This window comes from Paenarthrobacter sp. CC6, assembly GCF_040560085.1.
In the GTDB taxonomy this organism is placed as follows: Bacteria; Actinomycetota; Actinomycetes; order Actinomycetales; family Micrococcaceae; genus Arthrobacter; species Arthrobacter nicotinovorans.
The window spans coordinates 96802-120166 of record NZ_JARDAN010000009.1; the positions used below are offsets into that span (position 1 = coordinate 96802).

At 61.6% G+C, this 23365-nt stretch carries 18 protein-coding genes and 1 tRNA gene; 10 read left to right on the top strand and 9 right to left on the bottom strand.

Annotated elements, in window-relative coordinates; translation table 11 throughout:
* The first annotated feature begins 82 nt into the window (after positions 1-82).
* From trpB to pyk, 6 genes are all read left to right on the top strand, one after another.
* Positions 83-1459, top strand: coding sequence for a tryptophan synthase subunit beta (gene trpB / locus PV760_RS10765; RefSeq protein WP_039240824.1), 1377 nt, complete (start codon positions 83-85; stop codon positions 1457-1459).
* Positions 1459-2271, top strand: coding sequence for a tryptophan synthase subunit alpha (gene trpA / locus PV760_RS10770; protein ID WP_018778628.1), 813 nt, complete (start codon positions 1459-1461; stop codon positions 2269-2271). The genes trpB and trpA overlap by 1 nt, the downstream gene beginning before the upstream one ends.
* Before the next feature lie 20 nt (positions 2272-2291).
* Positions 2292-3446, top strand: a complete 1155-nt coding sequence (lgt, locus tag PV760_RS10775) for a prolipoprotein diacylglyceryl transferase (RefSeq protein WP_281444765.1) — start codon at positions 2292-2294, stop codon at positions 3444-3446.
* A 259-nt stretch (positions 3447-3705) separates the two neighbouring features.
* On the top strand, positions 3706-8319 hold the full coding sequence (gene gltB / locus PV760_RS10780) for a glutamate synthase large subunit (protein ID WP_018778626.1): 4614 nt from the start codon (positions 3706-3708) through the stop codon (positions 8317-8319).
* Positions 8312-9769, top strand: a complete 1458-nt coding sequence (locus PV760_RS10785) for a glutamate synthase subunit beta (protein ID WP_018778625.1) — start codon at positions 8312-8314, stop codon at positions 9767-9769. The genes gltB and PV760_RS10785 overlap by 8 nt, the downstream gene beginning before the upstream one ends.
* A gap of 55 nt (positions 9770-9824) precedes the next feature.
* Complete coding sequence (pyk, locus tag PV760_RS10790) at positions 9825-11318, top strand: pyruvate kinase (protein ID WP_035733916.1); 1494 nt, start codon at positions 9825-9827, stop codon at positions 11316-11318.
* Positions 11319-11459: 141 nt separating this feature from the next.
* Here pyk and PV760_RS10795 read toward each other — a convergent pair whose 3' ends face one another.
* On the bottom strand, positions 11460-12065 hold the full coding sequence (locus PV760_RS10795) for an ANTAR domain-containing response regulator (RefSeq protein WP_011774540.1): 606 nt from the start codon (positions 12063-12065) through the stop codon (positions 11460-11462).
* Between the two features lie 195 nt (positions 12066-12260).
* Here PV760_RS10795 and PV760_RS10800 point away from each other — a divergent pair.
* Positions 12261-12342: transfer RNA gene (locus PV760_RS10800), tRNA-Leu, on the top strand.
* 1519 nt (positions 12343-13861) lie between these two features.
* On the opposite strand, the gene PV760_RS10805 is transcribed toward PV760_RS10800, so the two are convergent.
* The 8 genes from PV760_RS10805 to PV760_RS10840 all read right to left on the bottom strand — a co-directional run bounded on the left by PV760_RS10805 (position 13862) and on the right by PV760_RS10840 (position 20096).
* The gene (locus PV760_RS10805) at positions 13862-14608 is read right to left on the bottom strand and encodes an SDR family oxidoreductase (RefSeq protein WP_354627705.1); all 747 of its coding nucleotides are present in this window, start codon (positions 14606-14608) and stop codon (positions 13862-13864) included.
* 163 nt (positions 14609-14771) lie between these two features.
* Complete coding sequence (locus tag PV760_RS10810) at positions 14772-14981, bottom strand: dodecin (protein WP_354627706.1); 210 nt, start codon at positions 14979-14981, stop codon at positions 14772-14774.
* Between the two features lie 238 nt (positions 14982-15219).
* Complete coding sequence (locus tag PV760_RS10815) at positions 15220-15711, bottom strand: riboflavin kinase (RefSeq protein WP_354627707.1); 492 nt, start codon at positions 15709-15711, stop codon at positions 15220-15222.
* Positions 15708-16223, bottom strand: coding sequence for an NUDIX domain-containing protein (locus PV760_RS10820; RefSeq protein ID WP_354627708.1), 516 nt, complete (start codon positions 16221-16223; stop codon positions 15708-15710). The genes PV760_RS10815 and PV760_RS10820 overlap by 4 nt, the downstream gene beginning before the upstream one ends.
* Before the next feature lie 208 nt (positions 16224-16431).
* Positions 16432-16950 carry a flavin reductase family protein gene (locus PV760_RS10825; protein ID WP_354627709.1) on the bottom strand — a complete coding sequence of 173 codons (519 nt, stop codon included), beginning with the start codon at positions 16948-16950 and terminating at the stop codon, positions 16432-16434.
* Positions 16947-18293, bottom strand: a complete 1347-nt coding sequence (locus tag PV760_RS10830; protein ID WP_354627710.1) for an NtaA/DmoA family FMN-dependent monooxygenase — start codon at positions 18291-18293, stop codon at positions 16947-16949. Before PV760_RS10830 ends, PV760_RS10825 begins: the two co-directional genes overlap by 4 nt.
* Positions 18294-18393: 100 nt before the next feature.
* Positions 18394-18906 (bottom strand): cupin domain-containing protein, encoded by a 513-nt coding sequence (locus PV760_RS10835; protein WP_354627711.1) that lies wholly within the window; start codon positions 18904-18906, stop codon positions 18394-18396.
* 158 nt (positions 18907-19064) lie between these two features.
* Positions 19065-20096 (bottom strand): helix-turn-helix domain-containing protein, encoded by a 1032-nt coding sequence (locus PV760_RS10840; protein ID WP_354627712.1) that lies wholly within the window; start codon positions 20094-20096, stop codon positions 19065-19067.
* A 322-nt stretch (positions 20097-20418) separates the two neighbouring features.
* On the opposite strand from PV760_RS10840, the gene PV760_RS10845 reads away from it, so the two are divergent.
* The 3 genes from PV760_RS10845 (at position 20419) to PV760_RS10855 (ending at position 23345) form a co-directional block, all read left to right on the top strand.
* Positions 20419-21303 (top strand): SDR family NAD(P)-dependent oxidoreductase, encoded by an 885-nt coding sequence (locus tag PV760_RS10845; RefSeq protein ID WP_354627713.1) that lies wholly within the window; start codon positions 20419-20421, stop codon positions 21301-21303.
* 132 nt (positions 21304-21435) lie between these two features.
* Positions 21436-22389 (top strand): isocitrate lyase/PEP mutase family protein, encoded by a 954-nt coding sequence (locus PV760_RS10850; RefSeq protein ID WP_354627714.1) that lies wholly within the window; start codon positions 21436-21438, stop codon positions 22387-22389.
* Between the two features lie 32 nt (positions 22390-22421).
* Complete coding sequence (locus tag PV760_RS10855; protein WP_354627715.1) at positions 22422-23345, top strand: 2-hydroxyacid dehydrogenase; 924 nt, start codon at positions 22422-22424, stop codon at positions 23343-23345.
* Positions 23346-23365: the final 20 nt, after the last annotated feature.

Genomic DNA, 23365 nt, shown 5'->3' on the forward strand with positions numbered 1-23365 from the left:
GGCAGCCCGGGCACCAGCCCGTGGCTGCCTTGTGGCACGTGGAACTACCCAAAGAACTAACTGGAACAGGACGGTGAGACTGATGGTCGACGCGCCAACAGCCGGCTCAGAAGAGAATGCGGCAGACGCATTCCTGCAAGGTGGCCCTTCGCTGCGCAACGCATCGGGACCCTACTTCGGCAGCTACGGCGGACGCTGGATGCCGGAGTCTCTCATTGCCGCCTTGGATGAAGTCCAGGACACCTTCGAAAAAGCCAAGGCCGATCCCGATTTCATCGCCGAGCTGAAGGACCTCAACAAGAACTACTCGGGCAGGCCTTCGCTGTTGACTGAGGCCAAGCGCTTCTCGGCGCATGCCGGTGGTGCCCGCATCTTCCTCAAGCGTGAGGACCTCAACCACACGGGTTCCCACAAGATCAACAACGTCCTGGGCCAGGCGCTCCTGGCGAAGCGGATGGGCAAGACCCGCGTCATCGCCGAAACCGGAGCCGGACAGCACGGCGTCGCAAGTGCCACGGCTGCAGCGCTGCTGGGACTTGAGTGCGTGGTCTACATGGGTGCCGAAGACTGCCGCCGCCAAGCACTCAACGTCGCCCGCATGCAGCTTCTTGGTGCCACAGTCGTGCCCGTGACCAACGGTTCGCAGACACTCAAGGACGCCATCAACGACGCCCTCCGCGATTGGGTCTCCAACGTCGAGGACACGCACTACCTCCTGGGTACTGCGGCCGGAGCGCACCCGTTCCCGGCCATGGTCCGCTACTTCCACGAGGTCATCGGCGAAGAGGCGCGCAGCCAGATCCTGGAGCAGACGGGCAAGCTTCCTGATGCCATCTGTGCGTGCATCGGTGGCGGTTCCAACGCCATCGGCTTGTTCCACGCATTCCTCGATGATGCTTCCGTGAAGATCTACGGCTTTGAAGCCGGTGGCGAGGGTGTGGAAACCGGCCGTCACGCTGCGGCCATCTCCCTTGGCCGCCCGGGTGTGCTGCACGGCGCCCGTTCCTACCTCATGCAGGACGAAGACGGCCAGACCATCGAGTCGCACTCCATCTCTGCCGGTCTTGACTACCCCAGTGTGGGCCCGGAGCACTCGTACCTCGCCGACATCGGCCGGGTCACCTACGAGGCCGTCACGGACACGGAAGCCATGGACGCCTTCAGCCTGCTCTGCCGGACTGAGGGCATCATCCCCGCCATCGAGTCCTCGCATGCCCTGGCCGGTGCCATCAAGATCGGCCACCGCCTCACGGAAGGCAAGGAAGACCCCTCGGAAGTCACAATCATCGTGAACTTGTCCGGGCGAGGCGACAAGGACGTGGAAACCGCCGCCGCATGGTTCAACATGTTGGATGACGAGGGGCACGTCAAGGGGACCACCCTGTCCACCCGTAAGCCCAAGGGCCCTTCAGAGCGAGCCTCTGAAGCATCCGCGGATGACAACGAGGACCAGAACTGATGAACGAATCAACAGCCAGCAAGTCCGCTGCGGCCATTGACAAGGCCAGGGCCGAAGGCCGCGCCGCTTTGGTGGGTTACCTGCCCGCCGGCTACCCCACGGTCAAGGAAAGCATCGAGGCCGGCATCGCGCTTGCCCGGAACGGCGCCGATCTCATTGAGATCGGAATCCCGTACTCCGATCCCGTGATGGACGGTCCTGTCATCCAGGCGGCCACTACCGAAGCGATTTCGAACGGTTTCCGCGTAGCCGACGTCTTCGAAGTCGTTGCAGGGATTACCGCAGTTACGGATGCTGCCGTCCTGGTGATGACGTACTGGAACCCGGTCATGCGCATGGGCGTGGACGAGTTCTCGCGCCGTCTGGCAGAAGCCGGGGGAGCAGGTCTCATTACTCCCGACCTCGTTCCCGATGAGGCTGCAGAATGGTTCGAGGCCTCGGACAGGTACGGCTTGGACAGGGTGTTCCTCGTGGCCCCGTCGTCCACTCCTGAACGTCTGGACATGACGGTCAAGGCCAGCCGCGGTTTTGTCTACGCTGTTTCGATCATGGGTGTCACTGGAGCCCGCACCTCCGTCAGCAGCGCTGCCGAAGAGGTGGTGGCCCGTGCCCACGCAGCCGGTGCGGATCGGGTATGCGTAGGCCTGGGTGTCTCCAGTCCCGACCATGTCCGTGAAATTGCTGCCTATGCCGACGGTGTCATTGTAGGCACCGCCCTGGTGGCAGCCCTCCGCGATGGCGGGGTGGACGCCGTCGGGCAACTCACCAAGAACCTCAGCGCCGGCTTGGGCCGCGCAGCTGCAGAAGCCTAGAAAAGGAAACAGCGAAGCGCATGCAGACGGTCCTCCACGCAGCGGCAATGGTCCCCTTGAGTATCCCGAGCCCATCCTGGTCCGGTTTCGACATTCCGCTGCCGTGGGGGACGTTGCGTATCCACGCCTACGCCTTGTGCATCCTGGCGGGCATCATTGTTGGCCTTTGGCTGACGTCTGCCCGGTGGAAGCAGCGCGGCGCGCCCGAAGGCAGCCTGTGGGACATCGCCATTTGGGCGATTCCATTCGGAATTATCGGCGGTCGCCTGTACCACGTCTTCTCTTCGCCCGATGCCTACTTTGGCCCGGGCTTCGACGGCACCGGCGACCTCTCGCTGATTCCCCAGATCCAGCGCGGCGGACTGGGCATCTGGGGCGCGGTGGTCCTCGGCGTCGTGGGCGCATGGATCGGATGCCGCCGTGCCGGTGTCCGGCTGACGGCCTTCCTGGACGCCGCTGCACCTGGCCTGCTTCTTGCACAGGCCATCGGACGACTGGGGAACTGGTTCAACCAGGAACTTTTCGGCGCGCCCACCACTTTGCCATGGGGCCTGGAGATCGATCCTTCCAACGCGAACTTCCCGCCCGACATGGCCGCCGGAACCCTCTTCCACCCGACGTTCCTCTACGAGATGCTGTGGAACCTCGCCGGCGTAGCGCTCCTCCTGGTGCTGGACAAGAAATTCGCCTTCCGCTGGGGCCGGCTGTTCTGGCTCTACGCCATGTATTACACGCTGGGCCGCGTGTGGATCGAAGCGCTCCGGATCGACGACGCCGAGCAGATCACCCTTTTCGGAATCACGACCCGTCTCAATGTGTGGACCAGCATCTTTGTCTTCATCGCGGCCTTGGTTATCTTCCTGCTGCTCGCCCGGCGCGGCCGACCGGTGCCGGACACTCCTTATCTGCCAGGGCGCGAGCCGGAAGAAGAGGCCGTCAAGGACCCCGCGACGGTGACGAGCGTCACCAGTCATGATGTGGACGCACCTGTCTCGGATAGTGGTTCGCGTGATAATCTCCCAGATAACCAAAGTGATCCGGGCAACGTCGACGGGCCGCGGGATGCATCAGTGAAGACCGTCCAGGACACCACGTCCACAACGGAGCCGTCATCTGATGCCACCGCCGCCAGGAAAACATCCGGATCCTCGCCTGGGGCTGACGACACCAAGTAGTCGCCGAAGGTAAAGGGGCAACAGAGTCACCGCTCGTAGGGCCCAGTCCACAGCGTCGTGGCACCCCGGAAACCGGATCGCAGCATACCGATGTTCACTGGTCAAGCCGGGGCCAGAGGTCTGCGTAACTGTTCGTTGCGCTGGATCGACTGGCCTACAATTCCAATAACTAGCGCTTTGTTGTGCCCGTCACAGGGCAGGCAAGGTGGGGCCAACGTTGTCCCTTCCATACGCACGATCTCGAGGAAGGACGTCTCCCATGACCCATCTTCATAACCCCGGTTGGTCCGAAAATATCGAACCGCAGGGTGCCATGTCTCCGTTCAAGCGTTTTGCTGCGCTCCCGGAGGCCCAGGGTCTTTACAACCCTGATAAGGAGAAGGACGCCTGCGGCCTGGCTATCATTGCCACGCTCCGCGGGGAACCGGGATACGACATCGTGGAAGCGGCACTGACCGCCCTCCGCAATCTCGAACACCGCGGCGCCGTGGGCGCCGACGAAGGAACCGGCGACGGAGCGGGCCTGCTGATGCAGGTCCCCGACGAGTTCTTCCGCGCCGTCACCGAATTTGAACTGCCGGCACCCGGACAGTACGTGGTGGGTACCGCGTTCCTTCCGGCTGAAGCCCGCGAAGCTGCGACAGCGAAAGCCGGCATCGAGGCACTTGCCGCCGACGAAGGCCTTACAGTCCTTGGCTGGCGTGAGGTTCCTGTGGTCGCTGACCTCGTGGGAGCCATGGCACGGGCATGCATGCCCTACTTCTCCCAGCCGTTCTTCGCCTCTGCCAACGGTGAGCAGCTTGAACACAACGAGCTGGACTCCCGCGCCTGGCGGATCCGCAAGCGCGCCCAGAACAAGTTCGGCGTGTACTTCCCCTCGCTGTCCTCGCGCACCATCGTGTACAAGGGCATGCTGACAACGGCCCAGCTGGAGCCGTTCTACCCCGATCTTTCGGACAAGCGCTTCAAGACCAAGCTGGCCATCGTCCACTCGCGCTTCTCCACCAACACGTTCCCGTCCTGGCCGCTGGCACAGCCGTTCCGCACTATCGCGCACAACGGTGAGATCAACACAGTCAAGGGCAACCGGAACTGGATGCGTGCCCGCCAGTCGCAGCTGGCCAGCCCCTTGCTGGGCTCGGTCCCGGAAGAGCTGTACCCGATCTGCACCCCGGGTGCCTCTGACTCCGCCTCCTTCGATGAGGTAGCCGAGCTGCTGTGGCTCTCAGGGCGCCCCATCACGCACTCCATCATGATGATGATCCCGGAGGCGTGGGAGAACCACGCCACCATGGATCCGGCACGCCGTGCCTTCTACGAGTACCACTCCCTCCTCATGGAGCCGTGGGATGGTCCCGCTGCAGTGTCCTTCACCGATGGCAGCCTCGTTGGCGCCACGCTGGACCGCAACGGCCTGCGACCGGGACGCTACTGGATCACCGAAGACGGCCTGATCATCTTCGCCTCCGAAGTTGGCGTGATCGAGGTCGAGCCCTCCAACGTGGTGAAGAAGGGTCGCGTTGCTCCCGGCAAGATGTTCCTGGTGGACACTGAAGCCGGCCGCATCATTGACGACGCCGAGGTCAAGGCCGAGGTAGCTGCTGCCAACCCCTGGGCCGAGTGGCTCAAGGACAACCTGATCGATATCAACGAGCTTCCCGAGCGTGAGCACGTGCTCCACACGGCAGCATCGGTGAACATCCGCCAGCGTACCTTCGGCTACACCACTGAAGAGTTGAAGATCCTGCTTGGACCGATGGCCCGCACCGGTGCCGAGCCCCTGGGCGCCATGGGTTCGGACACTCCGGTAGCTGTGCTGTCAAAGCGTCCGCGTCTGCTGTTCGACTACTTTGTGCAGTCCTTCGCCCAGGTCACCAACCCGCCGCTGGATGCCATCCGCGAAGAATTGGTGACTTCCCTGAAGTGCGCCATCGGTCCCAACGGCAACCTCCTGGACGGCAAGCAAGTCCGCCAACCGCAGATCTCGCTGCCGTTCCCCGTGATCAATAACGACCAGCTCGCCAAGATCGCGAACATTGAAAGCCCCGACGGCGACCGCATCGCCATGAAGGTCCGCGGACTTTACCGCCCCGAGGGTGGGGAAGCGGCTCTCCGTGCCCGCCTGACGGAGATCTGCGAGCAGGTATCCGGTGCCATCAACCGTGGCGTCCAGTACGTGGTGCTGTCCGACCGCGACTCGAACGCCCAGTGGGCACCGATTCCCTCGCTCCTGCTGGTCAGCGCGGTCCACCACCACTTGCTTCGCAGCGCCAACCGCACCAAGACCGCCCTGGTGGTCGAAGCCGGTGACGTCCGCGAGACGCACCACGTTGCCGTGCTCATCGGTTACGGTGCCTCCGCTGTCAACCCGTACTTGGCCATGGAATCGGTGGAACAGCTGATCTCCAACGGTGACGTGACGGGCGTGACCCCGGAAGACGGCGTCTACAACCTCATCAAGGGCCTGGGCAAGGGTGTCCTGAAGATCATGTCCAAGATGGGCATCTCCACTGTGGCTTCCTACACGGGTGCCCAGACCTTCGAAGCGCTGGGCTTGTCCCAGGAACTCGTGGACGAATTCTTCTCCGGCACACACTCCCAGCTCGGTGGCGTTGGCCTGGATGTCATCGCCGCGGAGGTTTCGGCACGCCACCAGATGGCGTACCCCGAAGGTGGCATCGAGCACCCGCACCAGCCGCTGCTCGGCGGCGGAGAGTACCAGTGGCGCCGCGACGGCGAACCGCACCTCTTCAACCCGGAGACAGTGTTCCGTCTGCAGCACGCTACCCGCGAACGCCGCTACGACATCTTCAAGTCCTACACCAAGGGCGTTGACGACCAGTCCGAGAACCTGATGACCCTGCGTGGGCTCCTCAAGTTCAAGGACGGCGTCCGTCCGCCTGTGCCGCTGGAAGAAGTGGAGTCCGTTTCCAGCATCGTGAAGCGTTTCTCCACTGGTGCGATGAGCTACGGCTCCATCTCTAAGGAAGCGCACGAGACACTGGCCATCGCCATGAACCGTCTGGGCGCCAAGTCCAACACGGGCGAAGGCGGCGAGGACGTGGACCGCCTGCTTGATCCGGAACGCCGTTCTGCCATCAAGCAGATCGCTTCAGGCCGTTTCGGTGTCACCAGCCTCTACCTCACCAACGCCGACGACATCCAGATCAAGATGGCACAGGGCGCCAAGCCCGGCGAAGGCGGCCAGTTGATGGCGCAGAAGGTCTACCCCTGGGTAGCCCGGACCCGTCACTCTACTCCCGGCGTCGGGCTGATTTCCCCGCCCCCGCACCACGACATCTACTCGATCGAAGACCTCGCGCAGCTCATCTACGATGCCAAGCGCGCCAACCCTTCGGCCCGGGTGCACGTGAAGCTGGTTTCGGAAGTCGGGATCGGTACTGTGGCGTCCGGCGTCACGAAGGCCAAGGCCGACGTCGTGCTTGTTTCAGGTCACGACGGCGGCACCGGCGCCTCGCCGCTTAACTCGCTCAAGCACGCGGGCGTGCCGTGGGAACTCGGACTGGCCGAAACCCAGCAGACCCTCATGCTCAACGGCCTCCGCGACCGCGTGGTTGTACAGGTGGACGGTCAGCTCAAGACGGGCCGCGACGTCGTCATTGCTGCCCTGCTGGGTGGCGAGGAGTATGGTTTCGCGACTGCTCCGCTGGTGGTGTCCGGCTGCATCATGATGCGTGTCTGCCACCTGGACACCTGCCCGGTGGGTGTTGCCACGCAGAACCCTGAACTTCGGTCCCGGTTCAATGGCAAGCCCGAGTTCGTGGTCAACTTCTTTGAGTTCCTCGCTGAAGAAGTCCGTGAAATCCTTGCCGGGCTTGGCTTCCGCAGCCTCGAAGAGGCCATTGGCCACGCCGAGATGCTTGACACCCGCGAGGCCATCGACCACTGGAAGGCCGAAGGCCTGGACCTGGACCCGATCCTGCACGGTCTCGAGTTCGACGACGACGTGCCGCTGCGCAACATGACCGGCCAGAACCACGAGCTGGACAAGCACTTCGACCAGCGCCTGATCACCATGGCCCAGGAAGCACTCAGCGACCGCATGCCTGTCAAGATCACCTTGGACGTCATCAACACGGACCGTTCCGTGGGCACGATGCTCGGCCACGTGGTGACCAAGACGTTCGGTACCGATGTACTGGCGACGGACACCATCGACATCACGCTCAATGGCACCGCGGGCCAGTCACTGGGCGCTTTCCTGCCTGCCGGCATCACGCTGCGCATGTTCGGGGACTCCAACGACTACGTGGGCAAGGGACTTTCCGGTGGGCGCATCATTGTCCGCCCGGACCGTACCAACGTTTTCCAGGCGGAACGCAACGTCATCGCCGGCAACGTCATCGGCTACGGTGCGACCAGCGGCGAGATGTTCCTGCGTGGCCAGGTCGGCGAACGGTTCCTGGTCCGCAACTCCGGTGCCACCGCCGTCGTCGAAGGCATTGGAGACCACGGTTGTGAATACATGACCGGTGGCCAGACGCTGATCATCGGCCGTACCGGCCGCAACTTCGGCGCCGGCATGTCCGGTGGTACCGCCTACGTGCTGGACCTGCAGCCTGAGCGCGTCAACAAGCTCGCCCTGGACACGGGTGAACTCCAGCTCCTGGAGCTCGACGCCGAGGATCGTGACATTGTCCACGGCCTGCTCACCAAGCACGTTGAGGAAACCGAATCCGTCCTGGCCGGCCGTCTGCTCGAAAACTTCGACGACACTGCCGCCCGCATCACCAAAGTACTGCCGCGCGATTACGCCGCAGTCCTGCAAACCCGTCTCGACGCCATCGAAGAGGGCCTGGACCCTGATGGCGAAGAAGTATGGTCTCGAATCCTGGAGGTAACCGGTGGCTGATCCACGCGGATTTCTGAAAGTCCGGCAGCGCGAGACGCAGCCACGCCGTCCCGTTCCCGTCCGCATCATGGACTGGAAAGAAGTGTACGAAGCCCAGGAGAAGGGCGTCCTGAAGAGCCAGGCCGGGCGCTGCATGGACTGCGGCGTTCCCTTCTGCCACCAGGGCTGCCCGCTGGGCAACCTGATTCCGGAATGGAACGACCTCGTTTGGCGGGACAAGGGTGAGGAAGCGATTGAGCGCCTTCACGCCACGAACAACTTCCCGGAGTTCACCGGCCGGCTGTGTCCTGCACCCTGTGAAGCGTCCTGTGTGCTGGGCATCAACCAGCCTGCCGTGACCATCAAGCAGGTCGAAGTTTCCATCATCGACCAGGCGTTCGACAACGACTGGGTCCAGCCCCTTCCGCCGACGCGCCTCACCGGCAAGACGGTCGCCGTCGTCGGTTCCGGCCCCGCCGGCCTGGCCGTGGCGCAGCAGCTGACGCGTGTTGGCCACACCGTTGCCGTGTACGAACGCGACGACAAGATCGGTGGCCTGCTCCGGTACGGCATCCCCGACTTCAAAATGGAGAAGGAACAGGTCGACCGCCGCCTCGAGCAGATGAAGGCCGAAGGCACACGCTTCCGGACCGGCGTCGCCGTCGGAACGGATGTCACGTGGGAGCAGCTGCGCCGCCGTTACGACGCCGTCGTTGTCGCCACCGGGGCTACCGTCCCGCGCGACCTGCCGATCCCGGGCCGCGAGCTTGAAGGCGTGCACTTCGCCATGGATTACCTCGTGCCGGCCAACCGCGTAGTGGCGGGGGAGACCCCGGAGAACCACATCGACGCCCGCGGCAAGCACGTTGTCATCCTCGGTGGTGGCGATACCGGTGCCGACTGCATCGGAACCGCCCACCGCCACCAGGCAGCGTCGGTGACGACGCTGGCGATCGGCAAGCAGCCGCCGTCGGAACGCGCAGCCCACCAGCCGTGGCCGACGTTCCCCACCTTGTTCGAGATGGCCAGCGCCCACGAAGAAGGCGGCGAGCGTACGTACCTTGCGTCCACCGTTGAGTTCGTTGGTGAAAATGGCAAGCTCACCGGCGTCAAGGTTGCCGAAACCGAGTTCGTGGACGGCAAGCGACTGCCCAAGGCAGGCACGGAGCGGATTATTCCGGCTGACCTGGTGTTCCTGAGCCTCGGCTTTACCGGCGCTGAGCCGGCAGGTATCACCGAGCAGGTCAGTGCAGAATTCGACGGTCGGGGCAACGTAGCCCGCGACGGCTACTACATGACAAATACCGAGGGAGTGTTTGTTGCCGGCGATGCCGGACGTGGCCAGTCACTGATTGTGTGGGCCATTGCGGAAGGCCGTGCGTGCGCGGCCGCAGTGGACAGGTTCCTGATGGGAAGCACCATTCTCCCGGCACCGGTCGCCCCCACCGACCGGGCGATAGCGGTCTTATAGCGCCGGCAGGAACTGATCTTTTACTCAATCAGCATGAACTACTTAGGGTAGGTATATGAGACGCGCGAAAATTGTGGCAACTTTCGGCCCGGCTATCTCCAGCTTCGACAACACCCTCGCGGTGCTGGAGGCCGGCGTCGACGTTGCTCGCATGAACATGAGCCACGGCGACTACTCCGTGCACGACAACACCTACGAGAACGTCCGCAAGGCTGCGGCCCAGCTGGGCAAGCCCGTGGCCATCATGGCCGACCTCCAGGGACCCAAGATCCGCCTTGGACGTTTTGTTGACGGCCCGCACGAGCTGGCTGTCGGCGACACCTTCACCATCACCACTGAAGACGTTCCCGGCACCAAGGACATCTGCTCCACCACGCTCAAGAGCCTCACCGAGGACGTCAACGTCGGCGACGCACTGTTGATCGACGACGGCAAGGTGGCGCTGCGCGCCATCGAAGTTGACGACGTCAAGGTTGTCGCCACGGTCACCGTCGGTGGCAAGGTGTCCAACAACAAGGGCATCAACCTTCCCGGTGTTGCCGTCAACGTTCCCGCGTTGAGCGAAAAGGACGAGGACGACCTCCGATGGGCCCTCAAGCGCGGTGCTGACCTCATCGCCCTCTCGTTCGTGCGTGATGCCTCCGACATCAAGCGCGTCCACGAGATCATGGACGAAGAAGGCCGCCGCGTGCCGGTAATCGCCAAGATCGAAAAGCCGCAGGCCGTGGAGCAGCTCCACGAAATCATCGACGCGTTCGACGCCATCATGGTTGCCCGTGGCGACCTCGGCGTCGAACTGCCGCTCGAAGAGGTGCCGATCGTCCAGAAGCGTGCCATCGAACTGGCACGCCGCTGGGCCAAGCCGGTCATCGTGGCCACCCAGGTCCTCGAATCCATGATCGACAACCCACGCCCGACCCGCGCCGAAGCCTCCGACTGCGCCAACGCAGTCCTCGACGGCGCCGACGCGGTCATGCTCTCCGGCGAAACCTCCGTGGGCCAGTACCCCATCGAAACCGTCAAGGTCATGGCACGGATCATCGAGTCCACCGAAGTCCACGGCCTTGAGCGCGTACCCCCGCTGGGTACCAAGCCCAAGACCCGCGGTGGCGCCATCACCCGTGCCGCCGTCGAAATCGCCGACCAGCTGGATGCAAAGTACATCTGTACTTTCACCCAGTCCGGTGACTCGGCACGCCGCCTTTCGCGCCTCCGCCCGGTCAAGCCGGTCTTCGCGTTCACGCCGGTGGAGCACGTCTGGAACCAGCTGGCCCTCACCTGGGGCATCCAGCCGGTACTGGTTCCCTCCGTGGGCCACACCGACGAGATGACCGCACAGGTGGACAAGAGCCTGTTGGAAATGGATCTCGTGGACGAAGGCGACCTGGTCGTCATCGCAGCCGGTTCCCCTCCAGGACAGGCCGGTTCCACGAACTCGCTGAAGGTCCACAAGGTAGGCGACCTCGCCGACACCTCCAAGACCGACGACGGTTCGCGTAAGGAACCTGTTGGTCCTTGGCCCGAAAAGAAGTCCAAGGCCAAGAACTAAGCCTCAGCTTTGACGCAGCCGGCCCCGCCATTTGGCGGGGCCGGCTGTGTTTTGTCTTGGGTTTCTTTAATTCGTGGTGAGTACGACGGCGGCCGCGCACCTCATGCGAGGTACGCGGCCGGCGTCGTGCGTTGCGTTTAGTTAGTTGACCTGGTTGATGATGGTCTCGGCAACCTCACGCATGCTGAGGCGGCGGTCCATGGAGGTCTTCTGGATCCAGCGGAAAGCTTCCGGTTCCGTCAGGCCCATCTTGGTGGTCAGGAGGCTCTTGGCGCGCTCTACAAGCTTGCGCGTGGCGAACTGCTCCTGGAGGTCGGACACCTCGTTTTCCAGGGCCTTGATTTCCTCGTGGCGCGAGAGGGCGATCTCAATGGCCGGGATCAGGTCCGCGGGGGAGAACGGCTTGACGACGTAAGCCATGGCACCGGCGTCGCGGGCGCGCTCCACCAATTCCTTCTGGCTGAACGCGGTCAGCAGGACGACGGGAGCAATGCGGGCCTTGACGATCTTCTCGGCTGCCGAGATGCCATCCATGACGGGCATCTTCACATCCATGAGGACAAGGTCGGGCTTGAGTTCCTCAGCCAGCTGCACGGCCTTCTCGCCGTTGTCCGCCTCGCCTACGACGTCATACCCTTCGCCCTTCAGGATCTCGATAATGTCCAAGCGGATGAGGGTTTCATCCTCGGCTACGACAACGCGTCGGGCCGGCTGGGCTGTAGACGTGGACTCCGTCTGTTCGGTCACGGGATCTCCTTGAAAAGGTTCGGCGGGTTCATGTCCATCTTAGTGTGGACTCTTTGATGGCAGGTTTTGTTGCATCAGCGCGTCCGGTTCTTTGAATCAGCCTATCTGCATGTATAGTAATTTCGCGTGCTGGGAAAGGATCGCGTTGCTCACAGAAGTGAGCAGTCAGCGAGATTTAACTTCCCGGTAATCCGCGCCCGAGTGGCGGAATTGGCAGACGCGCTGCACTCAAAATGCAGTATCGAAAGGTGTGTGGGTTCGAGTCCCACCTCGGGCACGGCATGACCCCTCTTCGGAGGGGTCTTTTGCTTTAACGTGTGTACATTCCGTTTGGTCAGGTCCCTCTGACACTGGCCGCGGGGTGTGCCTGGCGCCGCGGGTCACCTGTTTGGTTGTGGGGGAGCGGGGTCAGGGTCGTGGCTGGAAGGCCCTCCGTTTGCTCTGAACTGGGGCTATGCCTTCCTGTCCTGGTTCGTTCGGTAGGTCGTGGTCGGCCTACACCTCTTCATGGGTAGGGATGCTGCGCACGACATGACTTCGAGATCCTGCATCAAAGTCCTTGGTTTTGGCTCGCTGCTGGAGTCAAGAGGCCTGACTCAGGAGAACTTTGTCAGGCCAAAGTGGGTGTGGACATTGTCCACACTTAAATCTCCTTTATTGATGCGGGGTGCAGCCATTCGCTTCCCCTCGTACGGCTTACATCTACTCATCGCTTGAACGTGGCGTGAGCGTCATGATGTACATTCCCAGGCTCACCCACCTACAGGGCCACGGCGACCTGACTCGCCAGCCGCCACGGCGGGCCGAGTGCCTTGGGCGAGGTCTCATCGGCAACCTCGACGCGTACTACGGGGGAGTGTCCAGGCGCAGGTTGAGCCTTACCAGAGCCGCCGGAGCATGGGAGTTCACACGAGCGCCGGGAGCGCATGCCGAAGCCGGCGAGTCTGCCGATAAGGGCCCATATATCGGCTATAAGCCGGGAGTGTCAGGTTTGGATCAAGGGCCTAGTCTGCCAAGCATTCGGGCGGAGATCTGACGTCAGGTGGGGTGTGCGTCAACACGGCAGGGCTGTGGAACGCGAGCCGTGGCCGGTACGGACGTGGCCTCCGTGAAGCAGAGCCGGAGTAAGGGTCCCTCATCTTCTAACCGAAAATCTGTTTTGTCGTCATCCTGTAGGTTAGGTTGTTTGAGAGCTCCTGAGGGGTGACCCAGACCTCGTGGCCTTCGCAAACTTCGAAGATTTGGCGCGGGCCAGTGCTGTCGGCGGCGATCCACAAGGCTGAGGAGTCGGGCATGACTTCGTCTACAAAGCCCGTTCTGATGTTTTGGCCGTTCTGTCGGATTTCGACTAAAACGTTCAGCAACTGACACCACTTCGTGTGTTGCCGGCGTAGGTTAAATGTCATGTGATGTTCCTGAGATGAGACAGCAGTGCAGTGGTTCTCTTAGCCGTGATCCATTTGCATGGCACGACGGGACTACGTCTGGCTCGGCATTGATTTTCGCGCTGCCTCTGGAGATAAACAAGAATTAGGCAATCACGGGTGCACGACAGCTGCTGCTGGCAGCTCCCTGATCCGATCAGGCGGGTGACCTTAAATACCCTAGCAACAGGGTTCGTCGGCATGCGATCTTTCACCATGAGGCACACAGTGGTGAAACCGACTCGGCGTAGTTGGTGACACGAACGCCGCCCGTGGAATGCGAAGCCATCCCTGATGGTTCCACATTCCACAGGTACCGCTCGTTTGTTGGTAGGCAAGGAAATTCACATCATCGCTCCCACAGGCACTTAGCTATAGGGTTTGAACTTCAGCGAGTATGCCCGCAAGTTGACCGCCGTCGACCACTAATTCGGTTCCGGTCAGGTAGCTCGATTCGTTGCTGGCGAGAAAGAGGACGAGGTTTGAAACCTCTTCCGGCTCGCCTGCCCGGTGCAGAGCGCCGACGTTTGCCGCTAGATCCAGCCCAGCGATCATCGGCGTGTTGATAACTCCTGGATGAACGGAGTTCGCACGGACGTTAAATACACCCAGCTCGAGTGCGACTGACTTCGTGAGCCCTCTGACAGCAAACTTGGAGGCGACGTATGCGTGCAGTCCCGGGGTTCCCTGGATTCCTGCCGTGGATGAGATGTTGATGATGGACGATGGGGCCGAGGAGACGAGCGCGTCGCGGGCAGCGGTAATGCCGAGAAACTGCCCAGTTGCGTTGACGTTGATCATCGTGTGCCACTGGTCCTCGGTGTACTCGCCGATCTTGCCAAAGCCGGTGATGCCAGCATTGTTGACCAGAACGTTAAGCCCGCCGAAGGTGCGCACGGCGAGGTCGACGGCATTCTTCCAGTCCACCGATGAGGTGACGTCGAGGTGCACGTACACGGCCCCTTCGCCTAGCTCTTCAGCGAGCCGGCTTCCTTCGTCATCGAGGAGATCCCCGATGACAACCTTTCCTCCCGCATCGACGATCGCGCGTGAGTGTGAAGCACCCATGCCGCGAGCTCCGCCGCTGACGAGGGCAATCTTTCCAATAAGTGATGGCATACTTTTACTCCCTATTCTTGTGCCTTACTGCATTGCCGGCGGGAAACGCCGGCCACGGTAGCCGCAGCGTTTACGCTCATTTTCGGCTCCGGCGTCCTGTCATCATCGTTTTGGCGACGTGCATGACGGGCGCGTCCCACTGCTGCTGCCAGACGTCTTTCGCTTACCGCTCCAATCGGAATCCAAGCCTTAGTGTTACTTGCCAGTCCGCAATTACGCCGTTGTCCAGATGGCCACGGACTTCCTTGACCTCAAACCAGTCCAAGTTCCTTAGGGTCTTTGATGCGTCCGCTATTCCGCTTCGAACGGCTGCATCGACGCCCTCCGGTGAGGACCCTACAATCTCAGAGATGCTGTATGTGTGTCCGGGCATTGTTTGACTCCTTATATATTTGGGTGACTAGCGGGGCGGGCAGCGACGACCTGCAGTTTGGATTTCTGATAGCGAACCTGGTTGCCACTTCCTTTAGGCCGTCCCGTCGGTGTTTTCGGTGGCTGGACGGCCTGAATAGTCAAGTCCTAGGGCGTGGCGAACCCCTACCAGTTGCCCCTAGTCGGCGCGGGTACCGGGGGAAGCGCGGCCGGGAAAGGCGAATAGCACCTTCCCCGTGCTACTGCTGGTATTCGGCGGCCCAAGACCGCACATAGTTCACGTCGTCCCTTATCTGGGTTACGAGTTCCTCGGTGTCACGAAATCTCCTTTGGGCGCGGACGTGGACGTGCAAGGTCACCAAGACGGTCAGCCCATACAGATTCGCGTTGAAATCCAGTAGGTGGGCTTCGAGCAGTCGGAGCCCTTTGCGGTAGTAGGTCGGGCGGCGGCCAATGGAGACGGCTGCGAGGTAGGTATTTCCGTGGGTGGCGGGCTCCACCTGTACAGTGCCTGCCCAGACGCCGTCGGGAATGTCTGCATGAGGAACGGAGATATTGGCCGTCGGAAATCCAAGTTCACGCCCTCGTGCATCGCCACGTTCTACCACCCCGGCGAGGCTTGCCGGGCCTTCCGCCCCAAGATGGCCCGCATCATTTATCCGAATGATGGCTTCGGGGGTGGCGCCTGGGGCTGAGGCAGCAGACTGCCTTCGCTGTCGATTGATAGTCATGTCTCCTGCTGCTGTGCCGGCGTCCGCTGCACCTGAGAGAGGACGTGGGGTAGGTGGCCCGTTGCTTCCAGGACGTTGTCCAGCCAATTGACGCGGTTGGTGAAGCGCTTAGTCTTTGTTGCCGTTGCCCAGCGGTAGGAATCATGCTCCCAGTCGAGGCGGAGCCGACGGCGGGTCGTCACAGCTGTAAAGGTGTGTACAAGCCACGGCGCGCCGGTACTGTCCGCGATCACGAGAGGCGGCCCTGGTCGTAGGTCCAGAAGGTCTTTGGCTTCCAACCCGGTCTCTTCGGACAGCTCTTCCAGTGCCTGTCGTTCCGGTGCGGTGCCGGGCTCCAGGAATCCACTGATGCAGTGCCACAAGCCGCTGTCGTAGCCGACACCCTTGCTCCTTCTGAAGAGCGCAATCTTGCCTCGCCACTCGATCACCGCGGCAATCACGGTACGTTCGGTGGGGATCCCTTTTACCGCGGTACCGGGACAATAGAGACCGGGTGAGGTTTCCATGCTCATCTTTCTTCCTTACAGAACTTCCTGTTGCGAACCTGCAGCTCTATCGATCCAATGCACTGGCAATAGCGCGCAGTCCTCGAGGATTAGGCGAGTTGGTAGGTTCTGGGAGGAACCGCCGGGCTTGCGGGAGTGAGCCACTCCCGCAAGCCCTATAGACCACGTTCAGTTCCACTGAGCAATTGGCCCGCTCGCTGGTGCCGGATCTTCGTCAGGCGATGTTCTCTTCTTCGCGGAGGTAGCGGTATTGCCCTTTGAAGTAGAGGAGGGGTTCGTGGATGTGCCAGTTGGCCGGACTCATTTCGTTGACTTTGCCCAGGACGATGAGGTGGTCGCCTGCATCGTGTTCGGCCCAGATGTCGCAGTCAAGCCACATCAAGGTGTCTTGGATGACCGGGTTGCCCGCCTGGGTTGGAGTCCACGCGATGCCGGCCCACTTGTCGGAGCCTTTACGCGCGAATTGGTTCGACACTTTGTCCTGGTGTTGTGAAAGGACATTGACGGCGAACTTTCCGGTTTCCCGGATCCGGGGGTATGTTGTCGAGGTTTTCATGACGCTGAAGGAGATCAGGGGCGGTTCGGTAGACACACTGTAGAACGATTGGCAGGTAAAGCCGATCGGTCCGGTCTCATCGCTGCCGCTGATGATGGTGATTCCTGAGGCATAGTGCCCGAGAGTGTCCCTGAAGGCCCGGGGGTCGATACTCTGCTGCTCAACTATTGTGGTCATGACTGGCTCACCAGGCTTTCTGGCTTGAGGGCGAATTGGTTTTCAGGGCGGGCGAAGCCCAGCTGGTCGCGGAGGGTCCCCTCCTTGTATGACGTGCGGAAGCGTCCTCGCTTCTGCAGTTCTGGAACGACGAGGTTGACGAAGTCTTCCAGCTCTTCAGGCAAGCCCTGGACAAGGAGACAGAACCCGTCGCATGCGCCGGACTCGATCTCGTTCTCCATGTAGTCCGCAATGGTGGAGGGGCTTCCGACGACCGTCCCGGGGCCCTTGTAGTTCTCGATCAGTTCCCGGACTGTGGGCTTTCTTCCGTCGGGCATCCGGAAGCTCAGTACCGCGTCGCGGTAACCGACGATTGCGTCGGGCGAGGTAGTTTCCGGGAGAGGTTCATCCAAGGGGTATCCGCTGATGTCTTCGCGCAGCATCGATTCAATGGCGCCGCGGGCGATGTCGGGGTGGAGCAGTCGTTGCAGTTCCGCCCACTTTTCCTGTGCTTCCTCGTCTGTGGGTGCCACGACCGGCATTAGCTGGGCGAGGACCTTGATATCGGTCGCCTTGCGGCCGACCTGGGCCGCGACCTCATGGATGTCCTTTCGGTAGGCAATGCCAGCTTCACCACTGAGGGGTGTGAAGATCAGTTCCCCCACGGTGCCTGCCAAGACCTTTCCAGGACCGGACCCGCCAGCCTGGGCCAGAACAGGGTATCCCTGTGGTGACCGCATTACATTAAGGGGACCACGCGCTGAATAGTACTTGCCTTGGTGGTCAAGGGTGTGGAGCTTGTCCGGGTCGAAAAAGACTCCGGAGTCCTGGTCGATCACATAGGCGTCGTCCTCCCAGGAGTCCCACAAACCTTTGACGACCTCAACGAATTCGGTCGCCTTCGCATAGATCTTTTCCTTGTCAAGGATTTGCTCCTTGCCGAAGTTCGCGTACTCGGCCGGGATGCCGGAGGTGACGATGTTCCAGCCGATGCGTCCCCGGCTGAGATGATCCAGGCATGCCATCTGCCGTGCCAGGATATAGGGCTGCTGGAACTCGGTGTGCGCCGTAGCGATGACACCGATGTGATCGGTTACAGAAGCGGCGACAGATGCGGCGATGATCGCATCCCAGACACCTACCTTGGCTGTGTGATGCCTCAGGTGTTCCGGGACCGGCCAGAGGGCGGCGTTGTCGGCGAAGAACACTGCATCGAGCAAACCCCGCTCGGCGGTGCGGGCGATGTCCTTCCATAGGTCAGGGTTCCAAATGTCGTTTCCTTTGGCTCCCGAGCGCCGCCATGAGGCTTGATGAAAGCCACCTGCATGCGGCATTGCGCAAACGGTAATGTGTTCAGTTCCCATATCAAGGGCTCCTTTGTCCTGAAGTGTTGAAATATGCCAAGGCAGGGAGTCGGTAGAGACGCAGCCGCCCGGTAGTGTGTTTGGGTTGTGGCGAGGGCTTTTACTTGTTGAACCCGACAGTGATAGCGATGTAGACGCAGTCTTCGTCGTAGTGGTTCTTCCAGGCGTGCGGGACGCCGCCCATGACCAGGAGGTCGCCGGGCTTCAGGGTCCGGACCTTTCCGCCGGGGAGTTCGATGTCGACCTTGCCGGAAAGGACGATCTCGTAGTCAATGGAGTCCGTCGCATGCATGGCCGGGTCATCGTGGGACGCTCCGCCGGCTTCTTTGATGTTCTCGTTCGCGGCGGCAACGTCGAGCTTTCCGGCCGAGTTGGCGGGGAAACACATCACCCCGAACGTGGACCCGTTGGGCCCGGCGATGTTCAGGGCCTCGGGGACTGCGCCGATATTGCTGGGGCTGTGGCCCTCGGAAACCTCCCAGTACCAAGCCCCGTTCACGGCGCCGGGGACCTCCATCGTCGCCGGCGCGGGCACATCGAGGAAGTCAACAATCCCGTCGGCATCAGTGGCCGCAACCACAAGGTTGAATTTATCGGGTGCTGGGAAACTCATGAATTCTCCTGGACGTCGGTGTCGGATCTGTGATTCCGCCCTCTGACTCCCGTGAGCTGCATCACCGGAGGAAGGCTATGAAACAACGTTAGGGAGATCCGCACCTCGAACGGGAGCCCCGCCGACGCCAATAAATTGTTTTTTCCCGCCACGCGGACTTACCGATGCGGAAGCGGCGACGCCCGGTACTGCGAGGGAGAGCGGCCGGACCAACGCTTGAAGGCGACGGTAAAGCTCGCTGGCTCCTCATAGCCAAGCCGCCGCGAAATTTCAGCAATGGAGACGTTGGTGCCTGTCAAGAGGTCGATGGCCAGTTCGAAGCGGGCTAGGTCGCGCGCCTGCCGGAAATTCATGCCGCTTTGCTCGAGCCGTCGCTGCAAGGTCCGGACCGAGGTGTTCAGCATCGAAGCCACATCGGATACGGCAAGGCCGATGCCCGCAGTTGCCTTCATTGCATCGACCACGCTACGTCCCCAGTCCTGCTCCAGCCGGAACTGCCGCAGATGTTCCTTGGCCTGTCGGACGTAGGTCTCGTGCTGAAAAGTGTCCCCAAACGGCAGGAGTTCCCTGGACAGGTGCTCATCCCACTCCAACCGGACCTCCGGGGCGCCCACCATGATCGGGGCCGTGATCATGTTCGCGAGTTCTTGGGAAACCTCTCCCAGCGGCAGGTGCACAGAGGAGAAAGGAAAGGGATCCTTACCCGACATCGTCGCCATGGCTCGGAAAATTGAGGTGACGTCTCGGTAGACGCTGAAGGGGACGAGCTCGGGCGGTGCCTCCGGATAACTCAGTTGGTGGCCGACTAACGCACCGCGGTTGTTAAGGATCGCGGAAGCTTCGGCCATCGTGTAAGTGATATCCATTTCAACGGCTACACGCAACCAGTGCGTTAGTGTCGGTGATGTCGACAAGGCCAGACCATGGATTCCAAAAGCGGCAAGGGAGTAGCCCTTCCCGGCCTTGATCCACAGATCCGTCCGACCGTCTGTCAGTTCGACGAACTTCAGCTGGAACGCAAGCTCCTGCTCTCCTGTGACGACGGAACCAGGGAATTCGGCGATAGCCGGGTCGAGTTTTGCTGCCAGGAACGGGGAAAGGTGATCCATCCCGGCCCCGATCAGCACGTCCCGGAGGATGCGGACGCTGAGATTCGGCACCCGGATGTTGCGATATGAAGCCTTACGCATGACACTTCCTCCTTGAAGTCCTTGGCGTGTAATCAAAAGTAGATGTCGCCTGGCCGTATGGCAACCCCTTCCAACCCGCCGTAGCGTTGCCGTAGTGGCACACGCCACAACAGTTCATGGCCCCCCATGTCAACGCACACCGGCCGTCAAAGAAGACAAACCGTCAATGAAGACGCCCGGAGTGGCTTGGAGCCGTATGGGCATGAACGCTGCCACTCAGAAGCCCCCTCGGCGCCGGCCGTGACTCTGCGGACCGCCGAACGGGGATGCAGAACTGAAAGTTGCCGGCGCCAGTCGCGCAACATCGAGGAGAACGAACATTATGGAAGAGCTTGCAGGAAAATCCGCAGTGGTGACAGGCGCTGGCGGCGGAATGGGACGGTCCATCGCGCTTGCCTTGGCCGACGCGGGGGTGAACGTGGCGGTCGTTGACATCGACGAAGCCGCCGCCCTCAGTGTGTCCAACGAAGTTGCGGAGCGAGGGGTAAAGACTTTTGGCATCCGCACAGACGTCTCGAATTTTGACGACGTCAAGAAGCTTGCTGACACCGCTTACAATCATTTCGGATCGGTCGAGATCCTGGTCAACAACGCCGGTGTCACCTTAAGGCCGTTCCGAGCATCATGGGACACCAGCTACGATGATTTCCGCTGGATGATGGACGTCAACTACTACGGCGTCCTGCACGGCCACATGGCCTTCGTGCCCCGGATGCGCGAAACGCCGGGCGAAAAGCACATCGTGAACACCTCATCAACGGCCTCGGTAATATCCATTGCCGGGCATTCGGCCTACTCTGCCTCAAAAGCCGCGGTGGACGGGCTGTCCAATGCCGTCCGCGATGAGCTCAAGACCCAGAACATTGGTCTGAGCATCCTGCATCCCGGCGCTGTCCGGACCCGCATCGCCACCAGCGAGCGACTTCGCCCCGAAGACGAGAAGTCAGAAAACCGCGGCGTCAAGCCCTGGGCCGACTACGTGCAAAACGTGGCAAACCCGATTGTTGCTGGCCAGACCGGTCCGGCTGAGGACCCGGATGTGGCAACGTCCGCAACGGAATACATCACACCCAACGATGTAGGACGGTTGGTGGTCGAGGGAATTCTGGGGAACAAGCCCCACATCCTTACCCACCCGGCCCCCTTGGAGGCACTGCAGGAACGGTTCGACACCCTTCTGGCCGGACAGCCCCAACCGGCCAAGTAAACCGCCGACAAACTTCGTCCCCCGCAGCACCACCACTGCTGGCTCCTCAAGTTCTCATGAGGCCCGGGCCCTGCAGGCCGCACACTGTGCCCGGGCCACGTCCAGACATCAAACCCGAAAGCAGAATTCAGAATGAATGATTCCAAAAAAACAACGCGCTTGCGCGAGTTCTTCTCCAGTCCCCGTACCGAGCTGATGCCGTTCGGTGTGCTGCCTATCCATGCCCAGATGGCGGAGGCTGCCGGTTTCGGTGCCTTCCACATTTCCGGTGGCATGGCCTCATGGTGGCTCAACGGCGTTCCTGATGTTGGACTGATGACCAGGACCGAGATCATCGACAATGCCCGCCGCATCGTGCAGTCCGTGGATATCCCGGTCTACTGTGATGCCGACACCGGATACGGCGGCATTCAGAACGTTCGGAAGACAGTTCAGGAGTTCATTGACGCCGGCGTCGCCGGGATCCACATTGAAGATCAACTCGACCCGAAAAAGGCGGGTGGCCAAGCAGGCATCTCGCTGGTCTCGGACGAAGAGGCAATCGGACGATTGAATGCCGCTGTCGAGGCGCGCAATGAAATGGACCGGGACTTCGTCATCACGGCCCGGACCGACGGGTACGCGGTAGCCGGTGGGGGAGTCGAAGAAGCTTTGCGGCGTGGCCGGCTCTACCGGGAGAACACCGACGTGGACGTCATTTTCTACGAAGGCATCCGGACGTGGGAAGAAGTGCGCTACCTCCTGGCCGAAACGCCAGGCCCGGCCTACGTGATCGCCAGCCGTCATGCTGGACCGACGCCGCCCGTGGCGCAGCTCTCGGAATGGGGACAGGCCATCAACATCGTCCCGTTCCTCACCCCCGGCGTCCAGGACGCCTGGAAACTGCTCCTCAAGGTCAAGAACACTGGTGAAATGGCTGCTTACGACCAATACCAAGCTGATTCGTTTGCCCTGGAGGGAACTGAAGAGTTCGTCGGTCACGGTGACAGGTTCGTCAAGCCCAGCTACCAGCAGGTCCGCGACCTTGAGGCACGGTATCTTCCCGCGTCGCTGCAGCGGGACTACGAAAACTCCATCCACGACTGAATCTGCGCCGGGGACGTAGAAAGACCATGAACATGAATTCTGACAGGTTGATTGTCAGCGTCCCCGACGCAGCGTTCAAGGCGTCACTCGGCGAGACTCCGGCAGGGGTCGAAATCGCTGTCTGGGACATGCAAAGCCGCTGGGAGCGAAACGAGGTACTGGACCTTGTCGTGCTGCCCTACCAGAGAGAACTGACCAGCCTGCCTTATCTGCAGAATGTTCAGCCGCGTCTCATCCAGACACAGACCATCGGATACGACGGATTCGGCGGTGCGCTATCGGCCGGCAACGTGGTCGCCAATGCCAGCTCCGTACATGAGACCTCAACAGCAGAGCTGACCCTCGCACTGATCCTCGCATCACAGCGGGGACTGCCCGAGATCATCCGTCTTGGACCAAACAATGCCCGCCGGTGGCACCCCTCCCTAGCCGACCGCTCAGTGTTGCTCCTCGGCTACGGAGGGGTGGGGCGCGCCATCGAAAGTCGACTGGCACCGTTCGAAGTCCAGCTCACACGTGTAGCCGGGCGCCGACGCCAAGACGAATCAGGCGTCGTTCACGGGGTCGCAGAGTTGCCCCGGCTGCTCCCGGACGCCGAGGTGGTCATCGTCTGCGTGCCTCTGAACGACAGCACGGCAGGCCTCGTTGACGACACCTTCCTAAGTGCAATGCCCGACGGGGCACTCCTCGTCAACGTCGCGCGAGGGAAAGTAGCCGACACCCAGGCTCTGACTGATCACGCGCAAAAGGGGCGTCTCCGGCTGGCCCTGGACGTCACCGAACCCGAGCCACTGCCTGACGATCACGCCCTGCTCAATCTGCCCAACGTGCTGGTCACCCCGCATATTGGTGGAGCTTCTTCATCCATGGAGACACGAATGGCTCGCCTCGTGAAGACCCAGATCACCCGCCTCCGTGAGGGGCATCAACCAACCAACGTGGTTCTCCGCACCTAGTCCCAACTTCCCCAAGGTAT

Coding starts and splice junctions, on each gene's coding strand:
- trpB (WP_039240824.1), top strand. CDS start 83: ATGGTCGACGCGCCAACAGCCGGCTCAGAAGAGAATGCGGCAGACGCA.
- trpA (WP_018778628.1), top strand. CDS start 1,459: ATGAACGAATCAACAGCCAGCAAGTCCGCTGCGGCCATTGACAAGGCC.
- lgt (WP_281444765.1), top strand. CDS start 2,292: ATGCAGACGGTCCTCCACGCAGCGGCAATGGTCCCCTTGAGTATCCCG.
- gltB (WP_018778626.1), top strand. CDS start 3,706: ATGACCCATCTTCATAACCCCGGTTGGTCCGAAAATATCGAACCGCAG.
- pyk (WP_035733916.1), top strand. CDS start 9,825: ATGAGACGCGCGAAAATTGTGGCAACTTTCGGCCCGGCTATCTCCAGC.
- PV760_RS10805 (WP_354627705.1), bottom strand. CDS start 14,608: ATGCCATCACTTATTGGAAAGATTGCCCTCGTCAGCGGCGGAGCTCGC.
- PV760_RS10810 (WP_354627706.1), bottom strand. CDS start 14,981: ATGCCCGGACACACATACAGCATCTCTGAGATTGTAGGGTCCTCACCG.
- PV760_RS10815 (WP_354627707.1), bottom strand. CDS start 15,711: ATGACTATCAATCGACAGCGAAGGCAGTCTGCTGCCTCAGCCCCAGGC.
- PV760_RS10820 (WP_354627708.1), bottom strand. CDS start 16,223: ATGAGCATGGAAACCTCACCCGGTCTCTATTGTCCCGGTACCGCGGTA.
- PV760_RS10825 (WP_354627709.1), bottom strand. CDS start 16,950: ATGACCACAATAGTTGAGCAGCAGAGTATCGACCCCCGGGCCTTCAGG.
- PV760_RS10830 (WP_354627710.1), bottom strand. CDS start 18,293: ATGGGAACTGAACACATTACCGTTTGCGCAATGCCGCATGCAGGTGGC.
- PV760_RS10835 (WP_354627711.1), bottom strand. CDS start 18,906: ATGAGTTTCCCAGCACCCGATAAATTCAACCTTGTGGTTGCGGCCACT.
- PV760_RS10840 (WP_354627712.1), bottom strand. CDS start 20,096: ATGCGTAAGGCTTCATATCGCAACATCCGGGTGCCGAATCTCAGCGTC.
- PV760_RS10845 (WP_354627713.1), top strand. CDS start 20,419: ATGGAAGAGCTTGCAGGAAAATCCGCAGTGGTGACAGGCGCTGGCGGC.
- PV760_RS10850 (WP_354627714.1), top strand. CDS start 21,436: ATGAATGATTCCAAAAAAACAACGCGCTTGCGCGAGTTCTTCTCCAGT.
- PV760_RS10855 (WP_354627715.1), top strand. CDS start 22,422: ATGAATTCTGACAGGTTGATTGTCAGCGTCCCCGACGCAGCGTTCAAG.